The following is a 13,669-nucleotide window of genomic DNA, read 5'->3' as shown; positions in this document are numbered from 1 at the left end:
GTGACGCGTCTCACTGCCTCCCTAGGATACCTGCAGGAGAGTTGGTGACGCAGGTCACCGCCCGACGATTATTCCGTACAACTACACATCGGAGTGTGCCCCATGACTGCAACCCTGACCCGCCCGGACCTGGAGTTGCCGCTGCGCGAACAGCCAGCCGCCAAGACCGCTATTGCCGATCCGGCGGCCCTCGGCCTGGGCGCCTTCGCCATGACCACCTTCGTGCTGAGCCTGGCCAATGCCGGGCTGATTCCCGAGGCCGGTTTCGCGGTCCTGGCGCTGGCGTTCTTCTACGGCGGCATTGCACAGATCATTGCCGGCGTCATTGAATTCTTCAAGGGCAACGTCTTCGGGGCCACCGCCTTCACCTCCTACGGAATGTTCTGGATGGGCTTCTGGTGGATCGAGAGCAACCCTGAAATCGCCGCCGCCGTGGGATCCGTCGGCATGGGCGTCTACCTGCTGGGCTGGACTCTCTTCACCATCTACATGACCATCGCCTCGCTGAAAACCAATGGGGTCCTGGTTACCGTGTTCACCGTGCTGTGCACCGCCTTCGTCGCGCTGACCATCGGCGCGTTCACCGGCAACCAGCTGATCCACGAGCTCGGCGGCTGGCTGGGCCTGGTCACCGCGGCACTGGCCGCGTACGGTTCCTGCGCCGTCGTCACCAACGCCACTTGGAAGCGCGAGGTGCTGCCGATGTGGGCCAAGTAGCCCGCAGCTGAGCAGACCGCAAACGACGACAGCCCGCCGACCCGGAGGATCCCGGGTCAGCGGGCTGCCGTCCGTCTGGGGCTAAGCGAACATGCTGGCCAGCAGCGAGGTGAACAGCGCCTCGGCGTCGCGCGGCAGGCCCTTGGCGGTAAACCAGTCGCACATGTTGACGCAGTCGCGGTGCAGGTAATCCAGGCCCTGCACGTTGCCGGCCAGATCCACGCATTGCGGCACATCGATGACCACCAGCCGGGCGCCCGCAACCAGCAGGTTGTAGGCCGACAGGTCGCCGTGCGCGATGCCCAGCGCGGCGAACTTCTCCATGGCGTCGGCCAGCTGGTCCCAGAGGGCCGGAAGCCGAGGATCGTTGCGGGAGATCTGCTGCAGCCGGGGCGCGGCGGCCCGGGGGATCTCCGGGTCCGCAATGAATTCCATGAGGATTTCAGTGCCGTCGATCTGCACGGGATAGGGGACCGGGATCCCCGCTTCGTGGCAGCGCCGCAGATAGGACCACTCGGCGCTCGCCCACTGCAGGGCCGCCACCTCGCGGCCATAGCTGGAGTTGTTTTTCACCGCGCGGTTATCGCGCGAGCGCCGGGCGGAGCGGCCCTCGCTGTAGGCCTGCGAACGGCTGAACTGCAGGTGCTCCCGGCCGCGGTAGCGTTTGGCCGCCAGCAGCGTGCTGCGTGTTTCGGTGGCCCGCTCCACGAGGAAGACATCGCCTTCCTTGCCGGTCTTGAGGATTCCGAGCTCGGTATCCAAGGCCGCGGCGTCCTCGATGAGCCACGAGGGGTAGGGCTGCGGTCCGCGACAGCCCTTTTCGATGGATGGCCAGGTGGAGTAGCGCTGGCCCTCGATTAGATCGTCCTGGGTGGTTTCGTCCCAGGTCGGCTGGCCGCGGCGGGTTTTCAGCTGGGTGTCGGCCTCGTCGTAGCCGTTGCGCGCTAGGGGAGAAAAGGCGGTGTTGCCGCCGGGGTAATGAGACACAATGAGTCCTTGGTGAGAAGGGGAGATGGCATAGCAAGGTCACGGACATTCATCGGTACCCCTCCTTAGATAGACTCATTGGCATTTGCCAATGACTAATACCCTACAGCAGATGGCGAATGTGTTGCAATGGACTCATGAGCCACGCCCCCGAGTACCGCAAGCAGTCGATGGACGTCCACTGGGACGGCGCGATCAATGCCCGCCACATCTGCGGAGTCTTCTACCGCATGGGCCGCCACGAATGGCTCACCGCCCAAGGCTGGCGGCAGCTGCAGGCGGACGGCATCGACCGGGTGATCGACCTGCGCAACCCGGGGGAGATCAGCCGCCGCGAGCACGACCCGGTGGTGGATGAGTTGAGCATGCAGGGCATCGAGCTGTTCAACCTCCCGCTGGAATCCCCGGGCAACAAGCGCTTCGAGGCGATCGCGGTGCCGTACATGAACCACACCGGAATGTTCCGGCTGGTCTGCGAGGAATTCGGCGGGCATCTGGCCTCGGTCTTCGAGAACCTGGCCGCAACGCGCAGCGGCGCGGTGATCCACTGTTCCGCCGGACGGGACCGCTCCGGACTTGTGGCAACGCTGCTGCTGGATTTGGCCGGGCGGCGCGACGAGATCCTGGCCCACGACGAAGCGGCGGTGCGCGGCATCAACGAATGGCATCGGGTCTCGCCGCGCAAGCACCCCTATGAGTCCCACCAGGCGGACGGCGAGCTGGACTCGATCATCCGCGGCCGCGCCGCCGAACTGGAGAAGTTCCTCGACTGGCTCGGCTATGCCGAGGACTACTTGCGCGGGCAGGGCGTGGGCGAAAGCAGCTTGGCTGCATTGCGACAGCTGGCACGTCGCGAAAACCCATGACAGAGCCGCAATCGAACTGTAGGCTCGGGGCATGGATGGAAAGCTGCGGCATCATGCCTTGAACTATGTTGAACTGACCGTCACCGACCTGCAGGCGGCCAAGGACTTCTACGCGGCCGCCTTCGGCTGGAAGTTCGTCGACTACGGCGACCAATACGCCGGCATCCTCATGCCGGAAGCTACTGCGGAGGAGTCCGGGGGACTGCTGTTGGCCGACAAGCCGCGGCCCGTCGGCGGGCCCTTCGTGCTGCTGTATTCCGAAAACCTGGACGCCACGGCGCGCGCCATCGAGGCCGCCGGAGGCTGGATCGACCAGCCTGCCTATCCGTTCCCCGGAGGCCGCCGGCTGCATTTCACAGATCCTTCCGGAAACGAGCTGGGAGTTTGGGCCTCCGCATAGGAACGTGGCACCCATGGCCTTGATCCAGCACGATCAATGGCACTATTTCGATCCATCAGCTTCGCTGACCGGCGGATGATCGTAAAGAAAAGGAGCACGGGAAATGGGCATTGGTGACTCAATCCCGCGCGGCGGTGATGATCTGGTCGTGTCTCTGGGCCAAGACGACGAGGCATTCTGGAGAGATATCGCTGACAGAGGCGTGGACGCTTTGGAAGCACTTGAACCGGGTGGGCCGAATTTCTGGACTGTCGTGCAAGCCTTGGCTCCGTGGGCCGCATTCCTTGCTGCGGCCGTAGTTGCGGTGCTTGCTTTGCTGAATCTTGCGCATCAACGAAAAGTTCTCGCCTCGTCCAATGCCAATGAGTCCCGCTCCGAATGGTGGCGGCGAACCCAATGGGCGCTGGAAGCCAGCACATCTCGGGACCCTTCGATGAAAAAGTTCGGGAAGGAAGTACTGGAGCAACTTGTAGACAGTCCCCTTACCAGCGATTCAGACAAGATATTGCTTGATGCCGTTTGGAAGGGTGGCAACACGGGTTTGGTTGAATCCAAGATTCAGCTACTTTTGCAGGATGCCAATAGGTTTGGTTTTCTCGGGGGTGGGGATCCCGCGTCGGAAGAAACTGTAGACCAGAAATCAACCGAGCGGGACAATGGGGACCAAGAGTGAAAGGAGAAAAACATGTCGGAGCCGGCAACCGCACCTAGGGCGCGGACTTACGACCCCAATAACGCCGAAGAAGTCTTCAGGGTGCTGGGCGAGGAAATCGAAGCAGCCAAGCTTAAGGTTGCGCTTGATCGCCGATTGGGTCGCAAGACGTCCGAGTCAGTCATTGAGCTTTCCCAAATTCGCTTGCCCGAGCACCTCGGCCGAGTTGTGGATGGGTAGTTTCCACCGCGGTTTGCAGAAGGGATGAAATCCAGAGTCTCCGCGGAAATATTCCGCGCCATTCCTAGGTGATCTTGTTGCTCTTCGGAAAACTTGAGGTGTTGGGACTCCACGCGGATTTCATCTGAAAGCGGGCCCGCCGATGGCGAGCCCGCTTGTTCGTGGGATTCCGTTTCCCGGAGCAGCCAGCCGTTCTTTCCTTGTCTCGGCGTAAACCGAGCGCAGGAGCCTAGTGCTTGGGCTTATCCACCACCAGGTTGGTGATGCGCAGGGTGCAGATGCGGCGCTGCTGCTCGTCGGTGATGAGCACTTCGTGGCTGGTCATGCGCCGGCCCAGCTTGATCGGCGTGGCCGTGATGGTGACCAGCCCTTCGGTGGCCGAGCGGTGGTGCGTCGCGTTGACGTCGACTCCCACCACGACCTTGCCGAAGGTCGAGGCGAATTTCACGGCGGCCCAGGAGCCCACCGCTTCACCTACTGCCAGCGAGGCGCCGCCGTGCAGCAGCCCGAAGGACTGGGTGTTGCCTTCCACCGGCATGGTGGCCACCACCTTGTCCACGGACTCCTCGATGATGCGCACACCCATCTTGCGGTCCAATTCGCCCAGCTCAATCGTCCACGGTTCGAGGTTCTGGGCCTGGTGCTGTACGTCGGTCATTTTCACGGTCCTTTACGGGTGTCGTCGATCACGTCATTGCTGTTATGGTTAACACTAATACTGACCGACCGTTCAGGAAGGAATTGCGTCGATGACGACAGCCCAGATTGGTGTAGTCCCAAGTTTCATTGCCGGTCAATGGCAGACCCCAGCAGCCGAGGGAGGCACCGAAGTACTTGATGCCAACACCGGCGAACTGCTCGCCACCGTCACCAAGGACCGCCTCGATGTGGCCGGCGCCGTAGCCTACGGCCGCACCACCGGCCAGCGCGAACTGGCCAAGCTCTCGCTGCATGAGCGTGCGCTGAAGCTCAAGGAGCTGGCCCTGCACCTCAACGAGCACCGCAAGGAGCTCTACGAGATCTCCTACAAGACCGGCGCCACCAAGATCGATTCCATGGTGGACATCGACGGCGGCATCGGCGTGCTGTTCACCTTCTCCGGCAAGGGCCGCCGCGAACTGCCCAACTCCAACGTCATCCTCGACGGCCCGACCGAGCCGCTGAGCAAGGACGGCTCGTTCCTGGGAACCCACATCTACACCGCGCTGACCGGTGTCGTGGTCCAGGTCAACGCCTTCAACTTCCCGGTCTGGGGCATGCTGGAGAAGTTCGCCCCGGCCTTCATCGCCGGCGTGCCGACCATCGTCAAGCCCGCCACCCCGACCGGCTACCTGACCGAAGCGGTGGTGCGCCTGATGCTCGACTCCGGCCTGCTGCCGGACGGCTCGCTGCAGCTGCTCTCCGGCTCGGCCCGCGACCTGATGGACCACCTGGACTACCGCGACATGTTCGCGTTCACCGGCTCGGCGGCCACCGCCAGCAAGCTGAAGGCCCATCCGAACGTCGTCGACGGCGGCGTGCGCTTCAGCGCCGAGACCGACTCGCTGAACGCCGCCATCCTTGGCCCTGACGCAGTGGAAGGCACCCCGGAGTTCGATGCCTTCATCAAGGTCGTCGTCAACGAGATGACTACCAAGGCTGGCCAGAAGTGCACCGCCATCCGCCGCAACATCGTTCCGGCCGGCCAGGTGGACGCGGTCATCGCAGCCATCGGCAAGCGCATCGACGAGCGCGTGGTCGTCGGCGACCCGCGCGTCGAAGGCGTGACCATGGGCGCGCTGGCCTCCCTTGACCAGCTGCGCGACGTGCGCGCCGCGGTCGAGGATATGCTGGCCGCCGGCGGCGAGCTGGCCTACGGCGCGCTGGACGCGCCAAAGGTCCGCGTGGCCCCGGACACCGACGCAGTGGCCGAGCAGGGCGCCTTCATGGCCCCGATGGTGCTGCGCTGGGAGGACGCCCGCAACCCGATCCTGCACTCCCGCGAAGCCTTCGGCCCGGTCAGCTCCGTGGTCGGCTACGACACCGTGGACGAGGCTGTGGCCCTGGCCGCGCTGGGCGCCGGCTCGCTGGTCGCCACCGTCTGCACCAATGACGCCGAAGCCATGCGCCAGCTCTCGCTGGGCATTGCAGGCCACCACGGCCGCGTGCACATCCTGAACCGCGAAACCGCGCGCAGCACCACGGGCCACGGCTCGCCGGTGCCGCACCTGGTCCACGGCGGCCCGGGCCGCGCCGGCGGCGGCGAGGAACTGGGCGGCGTGCGTTCGGTCAAGCACCACATGCAGCGCACCGCGGTGCAGGGCTCCCCGAACATGCTCACTGCCCTGACCGGCGTGTGGCACACCGGCGCGGCCCAGTCGCTGGCCGGCTGCGAGAAGTTCGGCGGTCAGGCCTCGAACGTGCACCCGTTCCGCAAGTCGCTGGCCGAGCTGAAGATCGGCGACGGCTTCGTTTCGGACCTGCGCGAGGTGAGCCTCGAGGAAATCACCGCGTTCGCGAATGAAACCGGCGATACCTTCTACGCGCACACCGACGCGAAGGCCGCCGAAGCCAACCCGTTCTTCCCGGGCATCGTGGCCCACGGCTACCTGCTGGTCTCCTGGGCCGCGGGGCTGTTCGTGGAGCCCGCTCCGGGACCCGTGCTGGCCAACTACGGCTTGGAGAGCCTGCGCTTCATCACCCCGGTCGGTGCCGGGGACTCGATCCGCGTGACCCTGACCGCCAAGAAGATCACCCCACGCGTGACCGACGAGTACGGAGAGGTCGCCTGGGACGCCGTGCTGCACAACCAGAACGACGAGATCGTGGCCACCTACGACGTGCTGACCCTGGTGGAGAAGACCGATTCCACCTACGCCAACTGGCAGGGCTGAGCCCCGCTCCGCGGTAGCGCCATAAACACCACGCCGGCCTTCGAGAATTCTCGAAGGCCGGCGTGGTGTTGTTCCGGGAAGTATTTACTTGTCGTCTGCGGAGTTCAGCTTGTCCAAGGCGGCCTTGGCGGCTGCTTCCAGGGCGATCTCTTCCTGGGTCGGTTCCGGCTGCGAGGCCGCGGGCAGCGCGCGCCACTGATACCAGCCGTACAGTGCCGCCAGGGCGGTGAACACGTACAGGCCCAACATGCCCAGCATCGGGCTGACCAGGAAATACACCACGACATAGGAGATCGCGCCGGCGGCCAGCAGCAGCCAGCCACTGCGCACGCCGCGGGCGATTAGCACGAAGGACGCGAAGATCACCGCGTCGGAAACGTACATGGCCCAGACTTCCGGGGTGGCGCTCAGGTAGCTGCCGTTGAACAGGAAGACGTTGAAGTGCAGGGCCACCAGCAGGATGATGCCGGCCAGCAGGCCGACCACCGAGGTCACGGTGAGCTGGGTGCGGGTCACCATGCGGATGAACTTGCCCTTGAGCTCGAATCGGGAGAAGCGCCACAGTCCGAAGATCGCCAGCAGAAGCAGCGGGACGCCGTAGAACAGCGCGTACAGGTCGTACTTCATGGCGCTGATGATCGGTCCGGAGAATACCGCCATGATCAGGGCCCACCAGCCCAGGTCGTTGCGGTGCGCCAGCAGCAACGCGGCGATGACCACGAACAGGGCGCTGATCGCGAACAGCAGGATCTGCACGCCAGAGCTGGTGCTCAAGGACAGCTGGAAGAGACTATCAATAATTGATTCCACGATGCTTCTTTGTGTTGAGTTGTATACGGCTGCGCGGGAGCAAAACGCACCCCTACGATGCTAGCTGTGAATCCTGTGAGGAACACAAGCGCGGCAGCCAGTCCGGTCCGCAGGAACCCGGTGCACCTCGATGCACGGCAAAGGCCCCGGCCCGCCCCGCAGGGCGAACCGGGGCCGATAGCGCCGGGGTTCAGGAGGTCTGGTCCTCGGGCAGCGCATGCAGGCCATTGAACAGCAGCGAAATCGCCTGGTTCTCCAAGGTCACCGCATCAATCACGCCGTCCAGGCGGTACCAATCCACCACCGAGTTGATCATGCCGAACAGCAGGCGGGCGGTGGCGCGAGGCTCCAGGTCCTCGCGCAGCTGACCCTCGCGCTGCGCCAAGGTCACCAACTGCGAGAGTTCGCGGTCCATCTGGCGTCGGCGCTGCAGCGCGGCGCGCTCAAGCTCCGTGTTCCCGCGCAGGCGCAGCAGCAAGGTCACGTAGGAACGCTTGGCGATCAGGATGCGCACCGTGGAGCGCAGGAAGAATTCCAGGCGCTCGTCGGCGTTTCCCTCATGCCCGTGCACCTGCTCGATCATGGATTCCAGCGGGATCAGCGCCTCGTCCAGCGCCAGGCGCAGCAGATCCTCCTTGGAGGGGACGTGGTGGTAGATCGCCGACTTGCTGATGCCCAGCCGGTCGGCGAGCTTGCCCATCGAGGTTGCATCGTAGCCGTACTCGTTGAACGCCTCGACGGCGGTCTGGAGCACGGTTTCCTGGTCGTAACCGGGACGGCCGCGTTTGACCGGTGGGGTCACTGCTGGGGTTGTCTGCATAATTCCTCGATTATTTCACGTCTCCGTGACGGCTAGCTGTTGCGCAGGTCGTAAATGCGCTTGAGCTTGCCCATGGAGCGTTCAAGAGTCTCCGGATCCACCACGTCGATGGCGCAGGAGGAACCCACATGGATCTTGATCAGCTTGGCCAGGGTCTTGGCGGCGTCGGCCGCGTCCTCGGCCGAGGCATCCGAACGGCGCTCGACCTTGACGGCCAGCTGGTCCATGCGGTCAGGACGGGTGAGCACGAGCTGGAAATGCGCGGAGAGGGCCGGCACCTTCAAGATCAGTTCCTCGATCTGGCTCGGGAACAGGTTCACGCCGCGCAGGATGATCATGTCGTCGCTGCGGCCGGTGATGCGGCCCATGCGGCGGTGGCCCGGACGCGCGGTGCCCGGCATCAGACGGGTCAGGTCGTGGGTGCGGTAGCGGATGATCGGCAGCGCCTGCTTGGTCAGCGAGGTGAAGACCAGCTCGCCGTGCTCGCCGTCCGGCAGCACCTTCGTCGGGTCGTAGGCGTCCAGGATCTCCGGGCGGAAATGGTCCTCCCAGATGTGGCTGCCGTCCTTGCGCTCGCGTGATTCGCCGGCCACGCCTGGGCCCATGACCTCGGACAGGCCGTAGATGTCGCAGGCGTCGATGCCGAACATCTCTTCCAGCTCGTGGCGCATTTCCTCGGTCCACGGCTCGGCGCCGAGCACGGCGACCTTCAGCGAGGTGTCGCGCGGGTCGAGGCCCTGGCGCTGCATGGCGTCGCCAATGGTCAGCAGGTAGGTCGGGGTGCACAGGATGGCATCCGGGGCGAAGTCCTTGATCAAGGTGATCTGCTTCTCGGTTTGGCCGCCGGACATCGGGATCACGGTGGTGCCCAGGCGCTCGGCCGCGGCGTGGGCGCCCATGCCACCGGTGAACAGGCCGTAGCCGTAGGCGTTATGCACCTTCCAGCCCGGCTTGACGCCGGACAGGCGCAGGCAGCGGGCACCGAGCTTGGCCCAGTCGTCCAGGTCCTGCTGGGTGTAGCCGACCACGGTGGCGCGGCCTGTGGTGCCCGAGGAAGCGTGGATGCGGGCGACCTCGTGCTGCGGCACGGCGAACATGCCGAACGGGTAGGTCTTGCGCAGGTCTTCCTTCTCGGTGAACGGGAAGATCTTCAGATCATCCAGTTCCTTCAGGTCGTTCGGGTGCACACCGGCTGCGTCGTACTTTTCCTTGTAGTACGGCACCTTGTCGTAGGCCAGGTGCAGGGTTTCCTTCAGGCGGGTGAGCTGGATCGATTCGATCTGATCACGGCTCATGGTCTCTTCTGCATCCAGCGGATTCGGCAGGCTGTCGCGATCGATATTCTGTGACATGCTCGTACTTTCGTGTGGTGGTGGCGGAAAGGTCTAGCGGCTCTTGGGCTTTGGGACGGTTCGTGAGCGCCCGCGGAACTCGGCCACCGTTTCGGTGGCTCCGTCGCGGCCCGGCTGGGTGACGGTGATGTCGTAGAGTCCGCTGCGGCCCTGCTGGGAGACCCGGCGTGCTGATGCGGTCAACAAGCGTCCGGGGATGCCCGGCTTGAGGAAATTGATGTCCACTCCGGAAGCGACTGTGATCGTGTCCTCCGACCCCTCGGGAGGGTTGCAGCTCAGTGCGAAAGCGGTATCGGCAAGGGCGAAGATCATTCCGCCGTGGGCGATGCCGAAGCCGTTGAGCATCTCCCGTTTCAGCTCCATGGTGATGACGGCCTTGCCGTCGGAGACCTCGACAACCTCGATGCCCATCCACTGCGTGGCATAGTCATTCTCGAGAATTGCGTGCGGAAGAGGTTTCTCGACCTGTGTTTCGCTCATGGACTTCCTTCGCCGAATTATTTACCGAACGATCATTAGGTAATAACAAAATGTGAGGCAAGTCAAGTTCTGGTGGTGAATCGTCTGCGAATGGCTGGCTATCGCGGGGAAAAGTCTTAGCTGCCGAAAATCCGTCGGTGGAGGTCAAGGATGAAAGGCTCCTTGATCCGGTTGTAGTCCATCACCAGCCCCTGTGCCCCGTGCGTCGCCGCCAGCTGGCTGGCCGCCTCGCGTTTGGCCGCGGCGTAGGCCTCGCGGTCCGCGCGGTGGCCGCGCAGGTGGTCGCGGAAGAGGACCATACGCAGGAACTCCGGGCTGCCGGGACTGAAGACATGGATGTTGCCGGCCGCCAGCCCGGTGCCGGCCCCGGGCTTGAACATGCGGTGCTTGTACCAGCCAGGTTCCCGGTGCCAGAAGACCATGCCCGCCGCGCGCAGCTGCGGGACGTACCGCCCTTCATCATCGGCATCGGGAACCAGCAGGGCCACGTCGATCAGCGGCTTGGCCGGCAATCCCGGCACCGAGGTGGAGCCGGTGTGCTCGATGGCCAGGGCGCTGGACCCCAGCGCTGCGGACAGCGCCGCGCGGATCTTCTCGAAGTCCCCAGGCCAGCGCGGATCCGCCGGGGCCAGCTCGATGAGTCCGCGCGAGGGTGCGCCATCGACATCCTCGTAGCCCGGGTCCGAGGTCGGCTGGAGGCCGAGCAGCGGAGCGTAGGGCAGCGTGCACAGGTGCCTGCGCGCCGCAGGCCAGCGTGGATCCGCAGCGCTGTCGCTGATGAGGAAGCCCAGCGCGCGGTAGAAGTCCACCGCATCCGCGTCGGTGGTGGCCCAGATGCAGCGGCCGTGCAGTTCCTGCAGCCGGCTCACCAGTGCCGAGGCCAGGCCCCGGCGCTGGTGCGTCCCGAGCACGGCGAGGTACTCGATGCACAGGCTGTATTCGTCGCCCAGCCGGTAGGCTGCCAGCGCCACCGGGCCGCCGTCCGCGCCGAAGGCTGCCAGGACCTGCAGCTGCAGGCAGTCATCGATCAGTTCCTGCAGGGCCGGCTCGTCCACCGGGTCGGCGGCCAGCGCCAGCAGCTCGCGCACGGCGGGATCCTGGCGGTACTCGGAGATCTGGATGTGGCGCATGGCAGTCTTTCCGGTGGTAGGTGTCTACTTCACGATCTCGCGGCAGCCCAGCGCGTCCAAGATGAATGCGTAGTCCCAGGCGCGGGACTTCCACGACTCGTAGCGGCCCGAGGCGCCGCCGTGGCCGCCTTCCATCTCGGTCTTCAGCACGATCGGCTGCTCTCCGGTGTTCAGCTCGCGCAGCTTGGCCACCCACTTGGCCGGCTCCACGTAGAGCACACGCGTGTCGTTCAGCGAGGTGACCGCCGCGATCTTCGGGTAGGACTGCGCGGTGACGTTCTCGTAGGGGGAGTAGGACTTCATGTAGTCGTAGACTTCCTTGTCCTCGATCGGGTTGCCCCATTCCTCCCATTCCAGCGCGGACAGCGGCAGCTCGGGATCCAGGATCGAGGTCAGCGCGTCCACGAACGGCACCTGCGCCACGATCGCGGTGTACAGCTGCGGGGCCATGTTCGCGATGGCGCCCATCAGCAGGCCGCCGGCCGAACCGCCCAGCGCCACCAGGCGCTGCGGGTCGGCCCACCCGGAGTCCAGCAGGTACTTGGTGGCGTCGATGAAATCGGTGAAGGTGTTCTTCTTGTGCAGCTTCTTGCCCTGCAGGTACCAGTCGCGGCCCAGCTCGCCGCCGCCGCGCACATGGGCGATGACGAACACGACCCCGCGGTCCAGCACGCTCAGCCGCGGGATGCCGAAGCCCGGATCCATGGACGCCTCGTAGGAGCCGTAGCCGTAGATGAGCACCGGGTTGGGCACCGAGGTGTCCAGGTCCGCGCGGCGCATGATGGTCAGCGGGATGCGCGTGCCGTCGGCCGCCACGGCCCATTCGCGGGTGGACAGGTAGTCCGCGGCGTCGTAGTTGTTCACCGGGGTCTGCTTGCGCAGCACCAGCGACTGGTCCTCGAGCCACAGGTCGTACACGCGGGCGGGGGTGAAGTCCGCGGTGTAGCCGATGCGGATCAGCGGAGCTTCCAGCGAGGCGAAGGTCGGGGAGGCGGTGAACAGCTCGTCCTCGAAGGCCGGCTCCAGGGCCGCCTGCTGCGCGGCGGTGCCCAGCCCGTCCAGGGCGATGAGCTGGACGCGCTCGCAGGTGTCGCGGCGCACCGAGAGCACCAGGTGCGTGCCGGTCAGCACGGTGCCCTCGATCTTCACGGTCTGCTGGTGCTCGATGACCGTGCGCCACTGCGCGGGCTCGGTCTGCTCGCCGAGCTGGTCGAGTCCGGCCAGCGACACCATGTTGTTCGGCGCCTGGAAATCGTGGGTGATGACTGCCGCGCCGTCGGTCCCGGGCAGCAGGTCCACCCCGTGCAGCAGGCGCAGCGAGCGCGGCACCAGCAGCCGCACCTGGGCCGCCGGATCAGTTAGATCCAGCACGCTGGTCTCCGAGTATTCGGAGTTGCCGCTGGAGATCAGCAGCTTGGTCCGATCGGTGCTCAAATCGAAGCCCAGCCACATGCCCGGGTCGTCTTCCTGGTAGAGGACGGTGTCCGTGGCGGGATCGGTGCCCAGCACGTGGGCCTTGATCTGGTGCGGGCGCCAGGTCTCGTCCACCACGACGTAGAAGACCGTCGAAGAATCGGGGGAGAACGCCAACCCGTAGAACACGCCCTCGATGACGTCGGGCAGCAGCTGGCCGGTGGCCAGGTCCTTGACGTAGAGGGTGAAGCGCTCGTCGCCTGCGGTGTCGATGCAGTAGGCCAGCAGGTTGCTTTCCTCGTTCAGGGCCATGCCGCCCAGTGCGAAGAAGCTCTGTCCCTCGGCCAGCTGGTTGCCGTCGAGCAGCACCTGCTCGGCCTCCAGCGCGGTTTCCGGGTCGATGACCGGCGGGGTCCAGTCGGCTCGCGGGTCCCCGGTCTGCTCCGCTGCGACGCGGCACTGGATGGTGTAGGGCTTGCCCTCGACCGAGCGGGTGAAGTACCACCAGCCCCGGCGCCGGGTGGGCACCGACAGGTCGGTCTCCACGGTGCGGGCCTTGATCTCGTCGAAGATGGCCTGGCGCAGCGGCTCCTGGTCGGCAGTGACCGCGTCGGTGTAGGCGTTTTCAGCCTTCAGGTGGTCCAGGACCTGCTCGCTGGTCTTCTCGCGCATCCATTCGTAGTCATCGGTGAAGGTGTCCCCGTGGAAGGTGCGGGTGACTGGATTCTTCGCGGCGATCGGCGCGCTGGCGGTAAGCGGTTCTGGATTCATATACCTATTCAATCCCACCGGTCCGCTGTTTGGCAGGCCGCTAAGCTCAGCGCGGACAGCCTTCAGGACCTCGTGCGCTGACGCGCTCGGTTGGGCGGAAAAGGTTTCGACATGCGCGCATTGGCCATAGGCTAGCAAGCAGAGTGAATCAATCTGCC

Annotated in this window: 14 protein-coding genes; 6 read left to right on the top strand and 8 right to left on the bottom strand. The window is 65.1% G+C overall.

The window, feature by feature from the left end; genetic code table 11:
* Window positions 1-102 precede the first annotated feature (102 nt).
* Window positions 103-717 carry an acetate uptake transporter gene (locus tag C1H84_RS11570; protein ID WP_047119801.1) on the top strand — a complete coding sequence of 205 codons (615 nt, stop codon included), beginning with the start codon at window positions 103-105 and terminating at the stop codon, window positions 715-717.
* Window positions 718-798: 81 nt separating this feature from the next.
* On the opposite strand, the gene C1H84_RS11565 is transcribed toward C1H84_RS11570, so the two are convergent.
* Window positions 799-1,704, bottom strand: a complete 906-nt coding sequence (locus tag C1H84_RS11565; protein WP_052772453.1) for a serine protein kinase RIO — start codon at window positions 1,702-1,704, stop codon at window positions 799-801.
* A 137-nt stretch (window positions 1,705-1,841) separates the two neighbouring features.
* Here C1H84_RS11565 and C1H84_RS11560 point away from each other — a divergent pair, with 137 nt between their 5' ends.
* The 4 genes from C1H84_RS11560 (at window position 1,842) to C1H84_RS11545 (ending at window position 3,862) form a co-directional block, all read left to right on the top strand.
* Complete coding sequence (locus C1H84_RS11560) at window positions 1,842-2,570, top strand: tyrosine-protein phosphatase (RefSeq protein ID WP_053798579.1); 729 nt, start codon at window positions 1,842-1,844, stop codon at window positions 2,568-2,570.
* Between the two features lie 31 nt (window positions 2,571-2,601).
* Complete coding sequence (locus C1H84_RS11555) at window positions 2,602-2,970, top strand: VOC family protein (protein WP_047119800.1); 369 nt, start codon at window positions 2,602-2,604, stop codon at window positions 2,968-2,970.
* 103 nt (window positions 2,971-3,073) lie between these two features.
* Window positions 3,074-3,643, top strand: coding sequence for a hypothetical protein (locus C1H84_RS11550; RefSeq protein ID WP_053798578.1), 570 nt, complete (start codon window positions 3,074-3,076; stop codon window positions 3,641-3,643).
* Between the two features lie 12 nt (window positions 3,644-3,655).
* Entirely contained in the window at window positions 3,656-3,862 is a 207-nt protein-coding gene (locus C1H84_RS11545) for a hypothetical protein (RefSeq protein ID WP_047119798.1), read from the top strand.
* Window positions 3,863-4,091: 229 nt separating this feature from the next.
* Here C1H84_RS11545 and C1H84_RS11540 read toward each other — a convergent pair whose 3' ends face one another.
* Window positions 4,092-4,520 carry a hotdog fold thioesterase gene (locus C1H84_RS11540; protein ID WP_053798577.1) on the bottom strand — a complete coding sequence of 143 codons (429 nt, stop codon included), beginning with the start codon at window positions 4,518-4,520 and terminating at the stop codon, window positions 4,092-4,094.
* Between the two features lie 91 nt (window positions 4,521-4,611).
* On the opposite strand from C1H84_RS11540, the gene paaZ reads away from it, so the two are divergent.
* The gene (gene paaZ / locus C1H84_RS11535) at window positions 4,612-6,735 is read left to right on the top strand and encodes a phenylacetic acid degradation bifunctional protein PaaZ (protein WP_113607467.1); all 2,124 of its coding nucleotides are present in this window, start codon (window positions 4,612-4,614) and stop codon (window positions 6,733-6,735) included.
* Between the two features lie 84 nt (window positions 6,736-6,819).
* Here the strand turns inward: paaZ and C1H84_RS11530 are convergent, their stop codons facing one another.
* From C1H84_RS11530 to C1H84_RS11505, 6 genes are all read right to left on the bottom strand, one after another.
* Entirely contained in the window at window positions 6,820-7,545 is a 726-nt protein-coding gene (locus C1H84_RS11530) for a nicotinamide mononucleotide transporter (protein WP_181728118.1), read from the bottom strand.
* A 190-nt stretch (window positions 7,546-7,735) separates the two neighbouring features.
* Window positions 7,736-8,365 carry a TetR/AcrR family transcriptional regulator gene (locus C1H84_RS11525; RefSeq protein WP_047119794.1) on the bottom strand — a complete coding sequence of 210 codons (630 nt, stop codon included), beginning with the start codon at window positions 8,363-8,365 and terminating at the stop codon, window positions 7,736-7,738.
* A 32-nt stretch (window positions 8,366-8,397) separates the two neighbouring features.
* Window positions 8,398-9,717, bottom strand: coding sequence for a phenylacetate--CoA ligase family protein (locus C1H84_RS11520; protein ID WP_053798573.1), 1,320 nt, complete (start codon window positions 9,715-9,717; stop codon window positions 8,398-8,400).
* A gap of 33 nt (window positions 9,718-9,750) precedes the next feature.
* On the bottom strand, window positions 9,751-10,197 hold the full coding sequence (gene paaI, locus C1H84_RS11515; RefSeq protein ID WP_047119792.1) for a hydroxyphenylacetyl-CoA thioesterase PaaI: 447 nt from the start codon (window positions 10,195-10,197) through the stop codon (window positions 9,751-9,753).
* 116 nt (window positions 10,198-10,313) lie between these two features.
* A complete protein-coding gene (locus C1H84_RS11510) occupies window positions 10,314-11,327 on the bottom strand; it encodes a bifunctional GNAT family N-acetyltransferase/GrpB family protein (RefSeq protein WP_113607465.1) in 1,014 nt (337 codons plus the stop codon).
* Window positions 11,328-11,351: 24 nt separating this feature from the next.
* Window positions 11,352-13,511 carry a S9 family peptidase gene (locus tag C1H84_RS11505; protein ID WP_113607464.1) on the bottom strand — a complete coding sequence of 720 codons (2,160 nt, stop codon included), beginning with the start codon at window positions 13,509-13,511 and terminating at the stop codon, window positions 11,352-11,354.
* Window positions 13,512-13,669 lie beyond the last annotated feature (158 nt).

The organism is Glutamicibacter soli (assembly GCF_003309065.1).
GTDB classification, from domain to species: Bacteria; Actinomycetota; Actinomycetes; order Actinomycetales; family Micrococcaceae; genus Glutamicibacter; species Glutamicibacter soli.
This window is presented reverse-complemented; position numbering and strand designations above follow the sequence as displayed.

Bases quoted from the DNA above. Each gene is read 5' to 3' on its own strand.
- C1H84_RS11545 (WP_047119798.1), top strand. From the start codon at position 3,656: ATGTCGGAGCCGGCAACCGCACCTAGGGCGCGGACTTACGACCCCAAT.
- C1H84_RS11555 (WP_047119800.1), top strand. From the start codon at position 2,602: ATGGATGGAAAGCTGCGGCATCATGCCTTGAACTATGTTGAACTGACC.
- paaI (WP_047119792.1), bottom strand. From the start codon at position 10,197: ATGAGCGAAACACAGGTCGAGAAACCTCTTCCGCACGCAATTCTCGAG.
- C1H84_RS11570 (WP_047119801.1), top strand. From the start codon at position 103: ATGACTGCAACCCTGACCCGCCCGGACCTGGAGTTGCCGCTGCGCGAA.
- C1H84_RS11540 (WP_053798577.1), bottom strand. From the start codon at position 4,520: ATGACCGACGTACAGCACCAGGCCCAGAACCTCGAACCGTGGACGATT.
- C1H84_RS11560 (WP_053798579.1), top strand. From the start codon at position 1,842: ATGAGCCACGCCCCCGAGTACCGCAAGCAGTCGATGGACGTCCACTGG.
- C1H84_RS11505 (WP_113607464.1), bottom strand. From the start codon at position 13,511: ATGAATCCAGAACCGCTTACCGCCAGCGCGCCGATCGCCGCGAAGAAT.
- C1H84_RS11525 (WP_047119794.1), bottom strand. From the start codon at position 8,365: ATGCAGACAACCCCAGCAGTGACCCCACCGGTCAAACGCGGCCGTCCC.
- C1H84_RS11550 (WP_053798578.1), top strand. From the start codon at position 3,074: ATGGGCATTGGTGACTCAATCCCGCGCGGCGGTGATGATCTGGTCGTG.
- C1H84_RS11520 (WP_053798573.1), bottom strand. From the start codon at position 9,717: ATGTCACAGAATATCGATCGCGACAGCCTGCCGAATCCGCTGGATGCA.
- paaZ (WP_113607467.1), top strand. From the start codon at position 4,612: ATGACGACAGCCCAGATTGGTGTAGTCCCAAGTTTCATTGCCGGTCAA.
- C1H84_RS11510 (WP_113607465.1), bottom strand. From the start codon at position 11,327: ATGCGCCACATCCAGATCTCCGAGTACCGCCAGGATCCCGCCGTGCGC.